We start from the raw sequence: 16978 nt of genomic DNA on the forward strand, positions 1-16978 counted from the left end.
CCGGGGCCTTCCGGGGTCCGGCCCGAGCGGGGTCCCGCACAGGGGCCACCGGCCGCAGCCGGTAAGGGAATCGCCGCTCTCCGCTGTCCCCGGCCGCCCTCGACCGCCCTGACCTCGGCTTTCTGCGGGGCCTGCGCTGTCGTCCGGGGCGGGCGCCATACCGCCCCGGCTTCCCGACAGGATCCGGCGTCGGCGGCCCGGCCACCGGCACCCGGCACCCGGCACCCGGCACCCGGCACCCGGCCACGAACGCCCCGGTCCACGATCACGACCCGCGCGGCGCCGCGCGGCGGGATCGACTGCGTTCCGTTGGCGGGCAGGTGCGTTGCGTTCCGCGCGGGAACGGGCAACAACCTGGTGTACGAAGTTGTTACTGCTACGGAAGTCTCGCCCAGGAAGCGCGTCCGGCCCCCGGGGCCGCGGCGCGCACGCACTTGCACGGGGAGGTGCCCGGCCTATGCCGATGACGATGTCCAGGGCGCGCGTGGCGCGCCGGATCGCGACCGCCGCGGCGGTCGGCGGCGGCGGGATCGGCCTGCTGGGGGTCGCCGCCGTCGGGGTGCTGCTGACCGAGGTCCGGCTGGCCCGTCGTACGGTCGGCGGCTCCAGCGACACCCCGCCCTGCGCGGACGGCCGCTACGGCGCCCCGTTCCGGCACAGCGACGACCGCCGGCCGCCGCTGCGGCTCGGCTTCCTGGGCGACTCCACCGCCGCCGGGCAGGGCGTGCACCGCGCCCGCCAGACCCCGGGCGCGCTGCTCGCCTCGGGCCTTGCCGCGTTCTCCGAACTTCCCGTCGACTTCCGCAATGTGGCACTGCCCGGCGCCCAGTCCGACGACCTCGAACGCCAGGTGGAGCTGCTGCTGGCGGACGGCGCCGAGCCCCCGGACGTCTGCGTCATCATGATCGGCGCCAACGATGTCACCCACCGGATGCCGCTGTCCCACTCCGTACGGCATCTGTCCGAGGCGGTGCGCCGGCTGCGCGCCGCGGGCTGCGAGGTGGTCGTCGGCACCTGCCCTGATCTGGGCACCATCGAGCCGGTCTACCAGCCGCTGCGCTGGGTGGCCCGGCGGCTCTCCCGGCAGCTCGCCGCGGCCCAGACCATCGGCGTGGTCGAGAACGGCGGGCGTACGGTCTCGCTCGGCGACCTCCTCGGCCCGGAGTTCGAGGCGCATCCGCGGGAGCTGTTCGGGCCGGACAACTACCACCCGTCGGCGGAGGGGTACGCCACGGCCGCGATGGCCGTCCTGCCGACGCTGTGCGCCTCGCTGGGGCTGTGGCCGGAGGAGGAGCGGCCGGAGCCGGGCCGCGGCGAGGGGATTCTGCCGGTCGCGCAGGCGGCGGCCGAGGCGGCGGCCGAGGGCGGCACGGAGGTCAGCGGCCGGCGCGCACCCTGGGCCCTGCTCAAGCACCGCAGGCGGCGGCAGCTGCCGGCCCCGGAGTCGTCGGAGGTACCGGGCATCGGGTGGTGACGGCCGGCCCGCGCGAAGGGTCCGTACGGGAAGCCCTGCGGTCGTACGGGAGTGCCGGGCGGTCGTACACGGCTGCCCGGCGTCCGTACGGGACTGCCCGGCGTCCGTACGGGGGGGAATACCCCGCGGTCCTTCGCCGTTCCCCGGACACCGCGCCATAAGCGGCCGCTTAGAAAAGAGGCCCGCATCACAGCACGCACCCCGTGACCTCGGCACTACGTGCAGGTAACTTCCCACACAGTCCGCCCCTTTGCCCGCCCGTCGCCCGACCACCAACCCTCAACGAGGCGCCGGGCGCCGCATTTCTAGTTACTTGGAGCCGTGTGATGCCCGAAGCCGTGATCGTCTCAGCCGCCCGCTCCCCGATCGGCCGCGCCTTCAAGGGCTCGCTCAAGGATCTGCGCCCCGACGACCTGACCGCGAGGATCATCGAGGCCGCGCTCGCCAAGGTCCCCGAGCTGGACCCACGCGACATCGACGACCTGATGCTCGGCTGCGGCCTGCCCGGCGGCGAGCAGGGCAACAACCTCGGCCGCATCGTGGCCGTGGAGATGGGCATGGACCACCTGCCCGGCTGCACCATCACCCGCTACTGCTCCAGCTCGCTGCAGACGACGCGGATGGCCCTGCACGCCATCAAGGCGGGCGAGGGCGACGTCTTCATCTCGGCCGGCGTCGAGATGGTCTCCCGCTTCGCCAAGGGCAACTCGGACTCGCTGCCCGACACGCACAACCCGTTCTTCGCCGAGGCCGAGGCCCGCACCGCCGAGGTCGCCACGCAGGAGAACACCACCTGGCACGACCCGCGCGAGGACGGCCTGGTCCCCGATGCGTACATCGCGATGGGCCAGACCGCCGAGAACCTGGCACGCCTGAAGGGCGTCACCCGCGCGGACATGGACGCCTTCGGCGTGCGCTCGCAGAACCGCGCCGAGGAAGCCATCAAGAACGGCTTCTGGGCGCGCGAGATCACCCCGGTGACGACCCCCGACGGCACGGTCGTGAGCCAGGACGACGGCCCGCGCGCCGGCGTCACCCTGGAGGGCGTCTCGGGCCTCAAGCCCGTCTTCCGCCCCGACGGCCTGGTCACGGCCGGCAACTGCTGCCCGCTGAATGACGGCGCCGCCGCCCTCGTGATCATGTCCGACACGAAGGCCCGTGAGCTGGGCCTGACCCCGCTCGCCCGCGTCGTCTCGACCGGCGTCTCCGGCCTGTCCCCGGAGATCATGGGCCTCGGCCCGGTGGAGGCCAGCAAGCAGGCCCTCAAGCGCGCGGGTCTGGGCGTCGGCGACATCGACCTGTTCGAGATCAACGAGGCGTTCGCCGCGCAGGTCATCCCGTCGGCCCGCGACCTCGGCATCGACGAGGACAAGCTGAACGTGAACGGTGGCGCCATCGCCGTCGGCCACCCCTTCGGCATGACCGGCGCCCGGATCACCGGCACGCTGATCAACAGCCTCCAGTTCCACGACAAGCAGTTCGGCCTGGAGACCATGTGCGTCGGCGGCGGCCAGGGCATGGCGATGGTCATCGAGCGGCTGAGCTGAGCTGAGCTGCAGCGGAGGGTAGGAGTCGGGCGCGAGGAACGAGTGGCCCGGCACCTGCCCGCAGCGGAAGCGCAGCACAGCACAACCGCCGGCACGAGCGGCTGAGCCGGGCCGGACGGCGCCGCCCCGGCGGGCTTTCGGGCCCGCCGGGGCGGCGCTTCGCCAAGGGTGCGCGCGGAGCAGGGATCAACTCCCGCTTCCCGCGCACCCTTCGTTGTCACACGGGCACCTACGGCGATGGGGCGTGGCCTGCGTCACCCGTTAACAAGATCGCGACCCAATAGCCGCCAGGATTGTGACCAACGCCCCCTCGCCAGAGAGTTCTTGCAGGTCACCCCGGGGGTACCCGAATGCACGAAGCCCAAAGCCCCCTGCATTTCGGGACATAGTGCACTGGGAGCGGTCGCCGTCCCCCGGCACCCTGATGTAGGAAGTCGGGGGACATTCTGCTATCGGGAGTACGCATGAGCGAGCGAATCATCGAGAGGTGCGCGCCTCGCGAAGGCGGAACCGAGCGAAGCGAGGATTCGGCATGAGCGAGCGCAGCGAGCGAATCATCAGGAGGTGCGCGCCTCGCGAATGCGAGGCCGAGCGAAGCGAGGATTCGGCATGAGCGTCATCACCCTCATCGTGCTGCCGGGCGCGGCCGCGGCCGTGGTGCTGGGCGCCGCGGCCCTGCACACCGCCCGGGGCCTGCGCCGCCAGGTCGCCGCACTGCACGCCGAGCTCGCGGCCGCCCGTACGGACGCCGCCGCGGCGGGCCGCGCGGGCATCCCGGCCGCCCGTACCACCTCGGCCGGCGAGACGCCGCTCGCGGACATACGCGCCGCGGTCGCCGATGCGCTGGCCGAGGAGCGCGAGCGGGAGCTGGCCGAGGCCCGCGCCTTCTGGGCCGCCCAGGAGGCCCGGGACGCCGCCGACGCCCCGCCGCTGCTGGGCGGGCCGTCCGGTCTCGGTGACGAGGGCCCGGCCGACGCCCGCGCCGGGCAGCGCGAACCGGCCGAGCGGATCGAGCGGGAGCGGCTCGACGTACAGCCCTTCCTGCCGCGCCAGGCGGATCTGGCCGGGCTGGAGCCGCTGCTCGGCCCGGACGTCCTGGAGCCGTTCGACGCGCTGGAGTCCGTGGAGGCGCTCGACGCACCCGAGTTGGAGCACGTCGAGGAGGCCGAGTCGGCCGAGCTGGCCGCAGCCCGCCGACGGCACCCCTCGCACCCGGACTTCTCGCCCTCCCCGGTGATCAGCGATCACGAGCGCACGGTCGCGCACCTGGAGGAGCTGGCGCAGCAGTCCGTCCCGCTCGCGGACGTACGCCCCGGCCCGCTGGGCACCCTGGACGTCTATGTCTTCGCCGACGGCACCACGCTCTGCCTGACCCCCGGCGACCGCGCCACCGCCGAACGCATCGCGGGCGCGCTGGCCGAGGGCCACACCCCGGTGCTGCTGGGCGGCTCCGGTATCTCCGGCGCGTACGCCCTGACCTTCTCCTGGGGCGAGCACCGCCAGGAGAGCGTCTACATCCTGGCCGACCGGGTCATCGCCTCCCTGTGACCCGACGCCGCACGGGGCGGGGCGGCCGCTAACTGCGGCCCGCCGCCTCCTTGACCAATCGCACGGCCTCCGCCAGCTCTTCGGCGGGGGCCACATTCGCGTCAGGGGCGGGATCCGCCGCCGCGCCCCGCAGCGCTTCGACAAGATCGTGGCCGGCCACCGCCAGCTGGTCGCCGGCCGCGAACATCCCGGCGTCCGGCAGCGCGTGCGGCACCCGCCCGGGGGCCTCGATCCGCTGCGCACGCAGCGCCAATTCCCGGGCCAGCGCGAGCCCTTCGGCCGCGGCACCGCGGCCCAGGGCGGTCTGCGGCAGCGACCTGAGGCGGTCGGCGAAGGCGTCCACGGCAGTCTGCAAAGGCATCACGTCAAGCACGCGGTGAGCCTATGCGCCACTCCCGGGTGGTTGCCAACACCCGAACGCTCAGGCACGGTGTGCTGAAGAACCAGCATCGACCGCGTCCGGAGGCGCCGATGTCTCAGCTCTTCTCCGAAGAGACCCACCGGAATCTGCTCTCCCGTATCCCGCACTGCACCGGCCGGGAAATCTCCGACTGGCTCCGTACCGTTGACGAAGGCCCGTCCCTCTTCCGCTTCGAGGAAAAAGTCAGCTGGCTCCGCGGCGAGCACAACCTCGCCTACGGGCACGCCAAAGCGATCGTCCACGAACACGACCTCAGGCGCGCCGCACGGAAGCTGTGAGCGGAAGCCGCACGGCGGACGCTGTGCAGCGGAACCTGCGCGGCGGAACCTGTGCAGCGGCCCCGGCATGACGGGATCACGGCAGCCCCCGTATGACCCACGTTGCCCCCGTCTGCCCCCGCGGACGACCGATCAGCGACACGAAGGGCCCGCAGGCAGTCGCCTGCGGGCCCTTCGTACGCCTCGGCGCGGACACCCGCGCCGTGCGGCGTCAGTCGCCCCGGAGGATCGAGATCAGCCGCAGCATCTCCATGTAGATCCACACCAGCGTCAGGGTCAGGCCGAACGCGGCCAGCCAGGACTCCTCGCGCGGCGCGCCGTACTGGATGCCGTCCTCGACCTGCTTGAAGTCCAGGGCGAGGAACAGCGCGCCGAGGACCACGCCCACCACGCCGAAGAGGATGCCCAGGCCGCCGCTGCGGAAGCCGAGGCCGTCACCCCCACCGAACACCATGAACAGGGTGTTGACCAGCGACAGCAGGACGAAGCCCAGCGCCGCGATGATCACGAAACGGGTGAAGCGGGCGGTGACCCGCACGATCCGCGTCTTGTAGGCGACCAGCATGGCGACGAACACCGCCATCGTGCCCAGCACCGCCTGCATGGGGGCGCCGTTCATCTTCGGCAGGTCGTTGATGAAGCCGCTGAGCGCGCCGAGGAAGACGCCCTCGAGGGCCGCGTACGCCAGGATCAGCGCGGGGACGGGCTTGCGCATGAACGACTGGGCGAAGCCCAGCACCATCGCGACCAGGCCGGCGCCGATGGCGAAGCCGAGCTGCTCGGTCAGGAAGAGCCAGCCGACCGTGGCGCCGGCGACGACCGTGCCGAGCGTCATGCCGGTGCGCGTGACGACGTCGTCCATCGTCATCGGGCGGGTCTGGGGAACGTACTGCGGTGGCGCCTGGGTGGCGTTCTGCGCGTAAGGGTTCGTTCCGGCGTACGGGTTGGCGGCGCCCCCGGCCTGCGGCGGTGCGTTGAAGCCCGCGTAGCCGGTGTCGCGGCTGAACCCCCGTCGCGAGAAGACCGGGTTGCTGCTCCTCATCTCACTCCTTCATGGCCGCCCTGCGCGGCCTTGACGGCAAGCGTAATGGTCTGGCAAAGGAACGTCGCTAGTTCTTGAGCAGGATCTTTCCCTGAACTTGGCCTGAGACATCCTCCGGTGACATCGACTGCGACGCCTTCTGCAGGGATGACGTACGGGAGCCCGCCGGGGTGCCCGGTTCCGGGGACCGGTCGTCTGTGCTCCACGCCACTCGGCTCCGCTGTTCGGATATCGGTGTTCAGGTACCGGTCAGGTTCGTCACGCAAGGATGCCGGGCGGGCATGTCGACCTGACATGCCGACCGGGCAGGTCGATCCGGTATCTCGATCAGGTACGCGGTCAGGTATGCCGAGGAGCCATGTCGAGCAGTGATCCGAGGAGCCATGTCGAGTAGCCATGTGGACGGCCACACGAACGGTCCACATATGCCGGGGATAAATTCCGCCCGACACCTCCATGGAATCCGATGGATGTCTGATCCGAACGGCCCAATGAGCCACCCGATGAACGGTCGATGAACGGCCCGATCAGCGGGGCGAAGTGACGACTCGATGAGACGAGCGTTACGCCTTGAGAGGCAACCGATTCGCGGAGGCGACCGTCTTCCCTGGCAGCCAGGACCTGCCCTGACAGGTGGATCAGTCGCGCGTCGTAGTGATCACTGTCCGTATCCGGCCAGGTGCGGAAAGTCTGCGGATCCAGGGTGCAAATAGGTCTATTCTGGCGGGAAACAGTAGTGAAAGAGGGTTGAGGTGCCTGTGCCTGACGTCTCAGTAGTCGTCATCGTCTACAACGACGCCGACCGGTTGCCGACCGCTGTCCAGTCCGTACTGGATCAAACGCTCCGGGACGTCGAGGTGGTGATCGTCGACGATTGCAGCACCGACCGTTCTTTCGATGTGGCGCGGAATCTCGCGGCCACACACCCCGAGCGGGTAAGAGCCTTTCAGCTGCCCGAGAACAGCGGTGCCGGAGGCGAACCGCGTAACGCCGGAATCCAGCACACCACCGGTAAGTACGTCATGTTCCTGGACAGTGACGACGTACTGGAGCCGAATGCCTGCCGGAATATGCTGGAAGCCGCCGAAGAAACGGGTTCGGACATTGTTTCCGGGCTGTGCGTAAGGCTCCACAAGGACACTCGCAATCAAAAGCGCGACGAGTGGTACGCCTGGATGTATTCCACCACGCGGACCCTGGAGTCGGTCACCGAGCTACCCGACCTTTTCGTGTGGGACACCCTGTCCACCAACAAGTGCTATCGCCGCGGCTTCCTCGTCGACAACGACCTCCGGTTCCCCAAGGGGATGTTCTACGAGGACCTGATGTTCATCGCGGAGGCCTACCTCAAGGCCGACCGCATCACGCTGATCCCCAATCAGGTCTACTTCTGGCACGTCTACGAGCGGGCCGCCGTGAAGTCGGTGACGAACCGGCGGCACGAAATGACCAACTACGCGCACCGGCTGGAGATCCACCGCCGTATCGACGCGTTGCTGGCCGAGCGCGGGCTGACCGAAATGAAGCTCGCCAAGGACGTCAAATTCCTCAAGCACGACCTCGTCCTGCATCTGCGGGACCTGCCCTTCCGGGACGAGTCCTACCGCCGGGAATTCGCCGAACTCTCCCGGGAATACCTCGCCGGCATCGCCCCCGAGGCCTATGAGCGGGTGCAGCCGATACAGGCCATCTGCGCCTATCTGCTCCAGCAGGGCGACTGGGACAACCTGATCCCCGCGGTCGACACCCTCATCAACCGCGACAAGCTCTCCTCGCCGCTCGCCGAGCGCGACGGGCGGATCTACTGGTGCGAGGGGTACGCCGACGACGAGCTCGGCCGCGGCGTCCTGGACGTGACCGACGCCGGATACCACGAGAAGCCGGTCGACAAGCTCTTCCTGCGCAATCAGCTCACCCGCTTCCATGAGTCCGGCCGGGCCGTATCGCTGGCCGGCCGGATCACCAATCCGCTCGGGATCATCCCCGCGGGCGCGCGGCTGGCCGGCCGGCTGGAGTTCAGCGCCCGCCGCCGCAGCCTGCAGTCCTTCCGCTTCCCGGTGCAGGAGCTGCGCCACGAGGGCGACGCCATCCACTGGGAGGCCACCGCGGACCTCACCGCGAAGCTGCGCCCGCTGGGCATCGTCGACACCATCTGGGACGTACGGCTGGCCCTGGACGTGGACGGCGTACGCACCACGACCCGCCTCACCGTCGCCGACACCGAGCTGTCCGGGGCGCCGCTGCCGGTGCGCCCGTGGCTGACGCGGATGGTCGCCGACCACATCGAGCCGCACATCTCGGCCCGCGGGCATCTCGCCTTCCAGCTGGTCAGCGAGAACCACAACAGCGAGCGGGTGCAGGAACTGATCGCGCGCGGGGTGCGCGGAAGGCCGGGGGCGCTGGCCAAGAACGGCTATCGCAAGGCGAAGGCGCTGCGCAAGAAGGTCACCTCCGGCGACAACAAACTCCGCGCCTATCACGAGGTGTTCAGCCGGCTGCCCATCAAGAAGCGCACCGTCGTCTTCGAAAGCCATCTGGGCAAGCAGTACAGCGACAGCCCGCGCGCCATCTACGAGGAGATGCGCCGGCAGGGCCTGGACTTCGAGGCGATCTGGTCCTACACCGGGTCCCCGAAGGAATTCCCGCAGGACGTCACCCTCGTACGGCGCTGGTCGCTGCCCTATCTCAAGGCGCTGGCGCAGGCCGAATTCTGGGTGGACAACCAGAGTTACCCGCTCAAGCTCGTCAAGCGCCCGGAGACCACCTACCTCCAGACCTGGCACGGCTCGGCGCTCAAGAACATGGGCTTCGACCAGCCGGCACTGAAGGCGCAGACCCGGCGGCAGCAGGCCGAACAGCAGCGCTCCCTGGACCGTTTCGACCGTTTTCTGTGCCGGTCCGAGCACGATGTGCGGACCCTGGCCAAGGCGTTCCGGCTCAAGGAGAAGACGCTGCTGCGGGTGGGATATCCGCGCAATGACGCGCTGGTCAGGTCCCGGCAGCGGGAGGCGGAGCTGGGGCGCCGCGAACGCGGTGCGCTGGCCGCGGAGTTGGGAATTCCGAGCGACAAGACCGTGCTGCTGTACGCGCCGACGTTCCGCAAGGCGGGGGGCCGGCACGGCCGCTTCACCCTCCCCTTCGACGTGGAGCGCTTCGCGGAGCAGTTCGGCGACCGCTATGTCCTTCTGGTCCGCTCGCACTATCTCAATCACGTGGTGCTGCCGCCGACCGTGGAGGGCCGGGTCATCGACGTCTCCGCACGCCACGATGTGACGCCGGTACTGGAGCTGGCCGACGGGCTGATCACCGACTACTCCTCGGTGATGTTCGACTATGCGCTGCTCGACCGGCCGCTGGTGTTCTTCACCTACGACTACGACGAGTATGTGCACGAGGGCCGCGGCACCTACTTCGATCTGCTGGAGCACGCGCCGGGTCCCGTGGTCCGCACCGAGGACGAGTTCTTCGAAACCCTCAAATCGTTCGACACGCAGGCCCTGGAATATGCGGCGGCCCGTGCGGATTTCGTCGCCGAGTTCGGCGAATACGACCGCGGCGACGCCGCCAAGAGCATCGTCGACCAGTTCTTCGCGCAGTGGATTCGTTAGTGGAGCCGTTGATGAACAATCCGTATCCAGACACGCCGCGCGCGGACGAGCCGTCCGCTGCCGGACGGTCCGTCGCCGGGTCGTCCGCCGCCCGGCCGCGGGACATCTTCTTCGTCTCCAACAGCGTCAATGAGATGGGCGGCATCACGAGTTGGTCGCACCAGATGGCGTCCCTGTTCAGTGAACGGGGCCATCGGGTGCACATCATCGGTGTCGTTCCGCCGCCCGAGGGGCGGGTGCACGAGCTGGCCGAGGACCTGCCGTTCGCGACCACCACGCTCTACGACGAGCACCCGCCGACCGTGCGCCCGGCACGCGGCATCAAGGGCAAGCTGAACGTCGCCGAGCAGCGCCGCCGGGCCGCCCGGGACGCCGCGATGCAGGAGCAGGCGGCCAAGATGAGCGCACTGTTCCGGGCGGCCCGGCCGGGCGGGGTGGTGATCGTCACCCAGGTGTGGGCGATGGAGTGGGTGGCGCTGGCCGATACCACCGGGCTGACGGTGATCGGAATGAGCCATGAGTCGTTCGCGACCTGCCGCAAGTCGTCCCGTTTCGGCCGGGTGAAGCGGTTCTACAAGAACGTCGACCGGATGCTCACCCTCACCCGCGAGGACGCCGACCGCTGGATCCGCCAGCACATGGACAACGTCGGCTTCATGCCGAACCCGCTCCCCTTCTTCCCCGAAGTGCCCTCCGACCGCACCGCCAAGTGCGTGGTGAGCATCGGCCGGCTGCACGAGGAAAAGGGCGTCGACCTCCTCCTGGAGGCCTGGGCGCGGGTCGCGCCGCAGCACCCGGACTGGGCGCTGCGGATCTACGGCTCGGGCGAGGAGGAGGAAGAGCTGCGCAAGCTGGCCGCCGAGCTCGGGGTGGCCGCCTCCGTCATGTGGATGGGGCGGACCGCCGATGTGCCCGGGGCGCTGCGGGAGAGCTCGGTGTTCGCGCTGAGTTCGCGCGGTGAGGGATTCCCGCTGGCACCGATGGAGGCGATGGCCACCGGCGTGCCGTGTGTGGCATTCGACGTCGCCCCGGGCGTGCGCGAGATCATCACGGACGGCGAGGACGGGCTCCTCGCGCCTCCGGGAAACATCACCGAATTCGCCCGCCATCTCGACACCCTGATGTCCGACCGGGAACTCCGGGACACGATGGGCGAATCCGGCCGCGAGAACATCCAGCGTTTCTCGGCCGAGGAGGTCATCGGCCGCTGGGAGAGCCTGTTCGCGCTCATCGAACGGTGATCCGGCGCGGCGCTCAATGGGCGGGCCCCGCCGGTGGTGACCGGTGGGGCCCGCCCATTGACGCCGAACGGCTCAGTGCCGCACTCCGGCAAGGTAGTTGAAGACTGCACGGTAGACTGGCATGTACGCGGGAAGTTCCGCCCCTTCGCGGCCGCGCCGCCACACGGCCACGCCATCGGCCCGAAGTCGGCTGCGTCCGCGGGAATTTGCGCGGCATCCAGGCTTTCGGCCGGAATCAATACCATTTCGTGCCCGGAGCCGGACTTGAACCGGCACGGCCCGTAGGCCAGCGAGGTTTAAGCTCGCCGTGTCTGCATTCCACCATCCGGGCCTGGGATCCCCCATGCCACCTCAAAGAGGGCAGCACGAGCGTAGCCCGCAGCGCACCTGACAGTTCGGCCGCTCACCCCGAGGTTGTCTTATTTTATTGGCAACTGAGGGTGCATCAGCGACCGGTACAGGCCTTCGGCACATGCCTGAAGGCCAGCTTTGCCGATGTACCGGCGCAACGGAATTCACGCCCGAATTGACGGAAACTCGACGTCTGCCCCGCGGCACCGGTCATGCCCGCGTCACCGGCCCGCCGGAGGCGCGTGAGAGGGCCGCCGCATCGCGGCCGGCCGCTCGACGGCATCAGGGTCCGTCTCCTCCCCAGGTATGACCGGCAGGGCCGGCAGATACGCCCGAGGGGTCGCTCAGGACGGTCACAGGGGCTGACGCCCCGACCCCTTTTCCTGTCCCACGATGGAAAGGTCCGCAGCCCACGCCGGAAGGCCCGCCCGCCCGGCCGCCGCGGATCAGAAGGTCCCTCGTCCCGACAGGAGCTCCACCCCGTGACCACCACCCACTCCGGCGTCTCCACCGCCCTCCGCGCCACCGCGGTGGCCGCCCGCGCCACGGATCTGACCAAGGTCTACGGGCAGGGCGAGACCCAGGTGGTCGCCCTGGACGCCGTCTCCGTCGACTTCCACCAGGCCCAGTTCACGGCGATCATGGGCCCCTCGGGGTCCGGCAAGTCGACCCTGATGCACTGCATGGCCGGCCTCGACGCGATCTCCGGCGGTTCCGCCCGGATCGGCGAGGTGGAGCTGACCGGTCTGAAGGACAAGAAGCTCACCCAGCTGCGGCGCGACAAGATCGGCTTCGTCTTCCAGGCGTTCAATCTGCTGCCCACGCTGACCGCCCTGGAGAACATCACCCTTCCGATGGACATCGCGGGCCGTAAGCCGGACCGCGCCTGGCTCGACCGTGTGGTGGAGACCGTCGGCCTGGGCGGCCGCCTCAAGCACCGCCCCAGCCAGCTCTCCGGCGGCCAGCAGCAGCGCGTCGCGGTGGCCCGCGCGCTCGCCTCCCGGCCCGAGATCATCTTCGCCGACGAGCCCACCGGCAACCTCGACTCCCGCTCCGGCGCCGAGGTCCTGGGCTTCCTCCGCAACTCCGTACGCGAACTGGGCCAGACCGTGGTGATGGTGACCCACGACCCGGTCGCCGCCTCCTACGCGGACCGCGTGGTCTTCCTGGCCGACGGCCGGATAGTCGACGACATGCCCGATCCGACCGCCGACATGGTGCTGGAACGGATGCTGCGCTTCTCCGGGGGTTCCCCCCGGACCTCCGGCTTCGACGCCAAGGGCCGTACGACCTGACGACGCCCGGCAGCCGCCACCCGCCCTCCAGACCTCCCGGCCCCTTCGGGCCTCGTCCTCAGGACTGACCCACTCATGTTCCGTACCGCCTTGCGCAATGTGCTTGCGCACAAGGCCCGGCTGCTGATGACCGTCCTCGCCGTGATGCTCGGCGTGGCCTTCGTCTCCGGCACCCTGGTCTTCACCTCGACCCTCTCCGACGCCTTCCAGAACAGCTCCCAGAAGGGCTACCGCAACGTCGACGTCGCGATCGAGCCGAAGCGGGGCGACCACCCCACCGGCAAGCCCGGCGACACCCCCAGGCTCGATCAGCGGCTCCTCGACGCCGCCGCCCGGGTGCCCGGCGCCGCCTCCGCCACCGGCACCGTCTCCGGCTTCACCGCCATCGCCGACAAGAAGGGCGAGCTGCTCGGCAACGGGTTCTCCACCCGCGGCGGCAACTACTTCCCCGGCAAGGACGGCAAGGACGCCCGCTACCCCCTGCGGGACGGCGCCGCCCCCAAGGGCCCGCACGAGTTCGCGCTGGACGCGGGCACCGCCGACAAGGCCGGCTACAAGGTCGGCGACACCGTCCGGATCTCCGTCGACGGACCGGTCCGCCGGCAGCGGCTGACCGGCATCTACACCACCGACGACGGCACCGTCGCGGCCGGCGGCAGTCTCGCGCTGTTCGACACCGCGACCGCGCAGAAGCTGTTCGGCACGCCCGGCGCATTCAGCGAGATCGACGTCAAGGCCGCGCCGGGCACGTCCCAGACCGCCCTGAAGGCCGCCCTCGACAAGGTGCTGCCCCGGGACGCCGCCGAGGCCACCACCGGCAAGAAGCTCGCCGACGACCAGGCCAGGACGATCGCCGAGAGCATGGACGGCATGAAGACCGGCCTGCTGGCCTTCGCCGGGATCGCGCTCTTCGTCGGCATCTTCATCATCGCCAACACCTTCACCATGCTCGTCGCCCAGCGCACCAAGGAGCTGGCGCTGCTGCGCGCGGTCGGCGCCAGCCGCCGCCAGGTGACCCGCGCGGTGCTGACCGAGGCCCTCCTGGTGGGCGCGGTCGCCGCGGTCGCGGGCCTGGCGGCCGGTGTCGGCATCGGCGCCGGACTGCGCGCGCTGATGGGCGGCTTCGGCGCCACGGTCCCCGACGGCCCGCTGGTCATCTCGCCGTCCACGGTCCTGGCCTCCCTCGCCGTCGGCATCGTCGTGACCGTGCTGGCCGCCTGGCTGCCGGGCCGTCGCGCCGCGAAGATCCCGCCGGTCGCCGCGATGAACAGCGTGCACGCCGCCGCCACCACCAAGTCGCTGGTGGTCCGCAACTCCATAGGCGCGCTCTTCGGGGGCGCCGGTGCGGCCGCCGTCCTGGTCGCCACCGGCATGGACGACGGCAAGGCCATGATGGGCGGCGGGGCGGCCCTGCTGCTGATCGGCGTGTTCATCCTGACGCCGCTGCTGTCCCGCCCGCTGATCGCGCTGGCCGCGCCGGTACTGCGGATGTTCAGCATCTCCGGCAAGCTCGCCCGGCAGAACGCCGTCCGCAATCCGCGCCGTACGGCCGCCACCGCCTCCGCCCTGATGGTCGGGCTCACCCTGATCACCGGCCTGACGGTCATCGCGGGCAGCGTGCAGAAGGGCATCGACAAGATGGCCACCGACTCGCTCCGGGCCGACTACGTCGTCTCCATGGCCAGCCGGTCGCCCCTCTCCCCCGACGTGGCGAAGAAGCTGAGCGGCCTGGACGAGGTCACCGCCGCCAGCCCGATGCGCAACTCCCCGGCCCGGACCGGCAGCGGCTCCGGCGCCACCACCACGTACCTGACCGGCGTCAACGGCAAGGACTTCGGCAAGCTCACCCGGCTCGACTTCACCCAGGGCTCGCTCGGCGAGCTGCGCGGCGGCAAGGCGATCGTGGACGACGCCCTCGCCAAGGAGAAGGGCTGGCGGGCCGGCGCGCGGATCCCGGTGACGTACGAGGACGGCAAGAAGGGCACGCTGACCGTCTCGGGTGTCTACCAGGGCAACGAGATGATCAACGGCATCGTCCTGGACAACGCCACGCTCGCCCCGCACCAGCGTCAGATCACCGATATGCAGGTGATGGTCAAGACGCAGGACGGCGCGACCGACGCGACCAAGGACGCGCTGGTCGAGGCGCTCGGCAAGAACCCGGCGATCTCGGTCGCGGACAAGAAGGACGTCTCCGACGGCATCGCCCAGATGTTCAGCCTGATGCTGAACATGCTCTACGGCCTGCTGGCCATGGCCGTGATCGTCGCCGTGCTGGGCGTGATCAACACCCTGGCGATGTCGGTCTTCGAACGGCAGCAGGAGATCGGCATGCTGCGCGCCATCGGCCTGGACCGCCGCGGCATCAAGCGCATGGTGCGCCTGGAGTCGCTGGTGATCTCCCTCTTCGGCGGGGTGCTCGGCATCGGCCTGGGCGTGTTCTTCGGCTGGGCGGCCGGTGAGCTGATCGCCGGCTCGCTGGCGACCTACCAACTGGTGCTGCCGTGGGGCCGGATGGGCCTCTTCCTCGGCCTGGCCGCACTGGTCGGCGTCCTGGCCGCGCTGTGGCCGGCGCGGCGGGCGGCGAAGCTGAACATGCTCACGGCGATCAAGGCCTCATGATCCCGTACGGCGGGGTGGGCCGGGGCAGGAGCCGTTGATGGTTCCGCCCGGTGGCAGCCGGACGTCCGAGGGCCCCGGGGACATGGTCCCCGGGGCCCTCGGACGTCCTGCGGCGCGCCGCCTCAGCCCCGCCAGACGCGCGCCCGCAACGGCATCCCGGACGCCCCGGACTCCGGCGTCCGCACCGCCAGCACCTGGTTGACCCCTATGCGGTTGCGCTCGAACGACAACGCGCAGGCGGCCATGTACAGCCGCCACACCCGCGCCCGCCCCGGCGACGTGAGCCGCACCGCCTCGCCCCAGTGCCGCTCCAGATTGGCGACCCACTCGCGGAGCGTCAGCGCGTAGTGCTCCCGGATCGCCTCCACATCGCGTACCTCGAAGCCCGCGTCCTCCAGCGCACCGGTGGTCCGGCCCACGGGCGCCAGCTCGCCGTCCGGGAACACGTACCGGTCGATGAACTCATCGACGCGATACGCCTCCTCATCGGGCAGCGGCCGCCGCGCGATCTGGTGGTTCAGCAGCCGTCCACCGGGCCGCAGCAGCGCGTACAGGGCGCTCGCATACTCCGCGTACCGGGCCTGGCCGACATGCTCGGCCATCCCGATCGAGGAGATCGCGTCGAACGGCTCGTCGTGGATCTCCCGGTAGTCCTGCACCCGGATCTCGACCCGGTCGGCGAGCCCGGCATCGGCGACCCGCTTACGGGCGTAGGCCGCCTGCTCCTCGGAGAGCGTGATCCCGACCGCCCGGACGCCGTACTCGCGGGCGGCGTGCAGCACCATCGAGCCCCAGCCGCAGCCCACGTCCAGCAGCCGCTGCCCCTCCTTCAGGCCGAGTTTGCGGCAGATCAGGTCGAGCTTGTCGCGCTGCGCGTCCTCCAGACTGCCGACGGCCTCGTCGGCGGTCCCCCAGTAGGCGCAGGAGTAGACCATCGAGGGGCCCAGCACCAGCTCGTAGAAGTCGTTGCCGACGTCGTAGTGATGGCTGATGGCGGCCCGGTCGCTGAGCAGGGTGTGCAGCGGGCCGCGGCGGCGTCGGGCCTCCTCGGCGGGCGGCGCGGGCGGTACGGGGGCGCCGGCCAGGGACAGCAGCTCCTTGGCGGCGGCGCGGACCTCCGGGCGGGCCAGGGCCCGCAGGGCGGCGGCCCGCTGCGGTTTGTCGGCGGGAGCGGGCCGCTCCCAGATCATCCCGGCGAGCAGGTCCAGCGCCTGGTAGAGGTCGCCCTCGACGTCTATGTCGCCCGCCACCCAGGCGCGGGCCAGGCCCAGCTCGCCCGGCTTGAACAGCAGGCGGCGCAGCGCCCGGCGGTTACGGATGACGAGCGTGGGTGCCCCCGGCGGGCCCGACTCGCTACGGTCCCAGGCGCGGATGCGGACCGGGAGCGGGGCCCCCAGCACCTCCTCGGCGAGCCGGGTGAGCCGTCCAGCGGCGTCGGCCATGTCGCACACCTCCGTGTTGACGAGTCGGGCAAAGAAGATTCACCCACCACGTAAACGCCAAGTGGGCGCCCAGTTAGTCCCGTTCACACGCAAGAGAACCGCAAACGGC

The 16978-nt window shown here is 70.4% G+C and carries 11 protein-coding genes and 1 tRNA gene; 8 read left to right on the plus strand and 4 right to left on the minus strand.

Features of this window, described 5'->3' with window-relative positions; all coding sequences use genetic code 11:
- The first annotated feature begins 457 nt into the window (after positions 1–457).
- The 3 genes from AC5677_RS15320 (at position 458) to AC5677_RS15330 (ending at position 4569) form a co-directional block, all read left to right on the plus strand.
- On the plus strand, positions 458–1474 hold the full coding sequence (locus AC5677_RS15320; RefSeq protein WP_497195594.1) for an SGNH/GDSL hydrolase family protein: 1017 nt from the start codon (positions 458–460) through the stop codon (positions 1472–1474).
- A gap of 326 nt (positions 1475–1800) precedes the next feature.
- On the plus strand, positions 1801–3021 hold the full coding sequence (locus tag AC5677_RS15325) for an acetyl-CoA C-acetyltransferase (RefSeq protein ID WP_497195595.1): 1221 nt from the start codon (positions 1801–1803) through the stop codon (positions 3019–3021).
- A 609-nt stretch (positions 3022–3630) separates the two neighbouring features.
- Entirely contained in the window at positions 3631–4569 is a 939-nt protein-coding gene (locus AC5677_RS15330; RefSeq protein ID WP_497195596.1) for a hypothetical protein, read from the plus strand.
- Positions 4570–4597: 28 nt separating this feature from the next.
- On the opposite strand, the gene AC5677_RS15335 is transcribed toward AC5677_RS15330, so the two are convergent.
- The gene (locus AC5677_RS15335) at positions 4598–4942 is read right to left on the minus strand and encodes a hypothetical protein (RefSeq protein ID WP_497195597.1); all 345 of its coding nucleotides are present in this window, start codon (positions 4940–4942) and stop codon (positions 4598–4600) included.
- Positions 4943–5040: 98 nt separating this feature from the next.
- Here AC5677_RS15335 and AC5677_RS15340 point away from each other — a divergent pair, with 98 nt between their 5' ends.
- On the plus strand, positions 5041–5268 hold the full coding sequence (locus tag AC5677_RS15340) for a DUF4287 domain-containing protein (RefSeq protein WP_400068219.1): 228 nt from the start codon (positions 5041–5043) through the stop codon (positions 5266–5268).
- A 211-nt stretch (positions 5269–5479) separates the two neighbouring features.
- Here the strand turns inward: AC5677_RS15340 and AC5677_RS15345 are convergent, their stop codons facing one another.
- The gene (locus AC5677_RS15345; RefSeq protein ID WP_497195598.1) at positions 5480–6310 is read right to left on the minus strand and encodes a Bax inhibitor-1/YccA family protein; all 831 of its coding nucleotides are present in this window, start codon (positions 6308–6310) and stop codon (positions 5480–5482) included.
- 758 nt (positions 6311–7068) lie between these two features.
- Here AC5677_RS15345 and AC5677_RS15350 point away from each other — a divergent pair.
- The gene (locus tag AC5677_RS15350; protein WP_497196634.1) at positions 7069–9918 is read left to right on the plus strand and encodes a bifunctional glycosyltransferase/CDP-glycerol:glycerophosphate glycerophosphotransferase; all 2850 of its coding nucleotides are present in this window, start codon (positions 7069–7071) and stop codon (positions 9916–9918) included.
- Positions 9919–10052: 134 nt separating this feature from the next.
- Positions 10053–11159, plus strand: coding sequence for a glycosyltransferase (locus AC5677_RS15355; RefSeq protein WP_497196635.1), 1107 nt, complete (start codon positions 10053–10055; stop codon positions 11157–11159).
- A gap of 249 nt (positions 11160–11408) precedes the next feature.
- Here AC5677_RS15355 and AC5677_RS15360 read toward each other — a convergent pair.
- Positions 11409–11490: transfer RNA gene (locus AC5677_RS15360), tRNA-Leu, on the minus strand.
- A 502-nt stretch (positions 11491–11992) separates the two neighbouring features.
- Between AC5677_RS15360 and AC5677_RS15365 the strand changes: the two genes are divergently transcribed.
- Positions 11993–12805, plus strand: coding sequence for an ABC transporter ATP-binding protein (locus AC5677_RS15365; protein ID WP_497195599.1), 813 nt, complete (start codon positions 11993–11995; stop codon positions 12803–12805).
- A 75-nt stretch (positions 12806–12880) separates the two neighbouring features.
- On the plus strand, positions 12881–15427 hold the full coding sequence (locus tag AC5677_RS15370; RefSeq protein WP_497195600.1) for an ABC transporter permease: 2547 nt from the start codon (positions 12881–12883) through the stop codon (positions 15425–15427).
- 122 nt (positions 15428–15549) lie between these two features.
- Here the strand turns inward: AC5677_RS15370 and AC5677_RS15375 are convergent, their stop codons facing one another.
- Positions 15550–16869 (minus strand): class I SAM-dependent methyltransferase, encoded by a 1320-nt coding sequence (locus AC5677_RS15375; protein ID WP_497195601.1) that lies wholly within the window; start codon positions 16867–16869, stop codon positions 15550–15552.
- Between the last annotated feature and the right edge of the window lie 109 nt (positions 16870–16978).

It is taken from the genome of Streptomyces sp. JLSY215, from assembly GCF_059682825.1.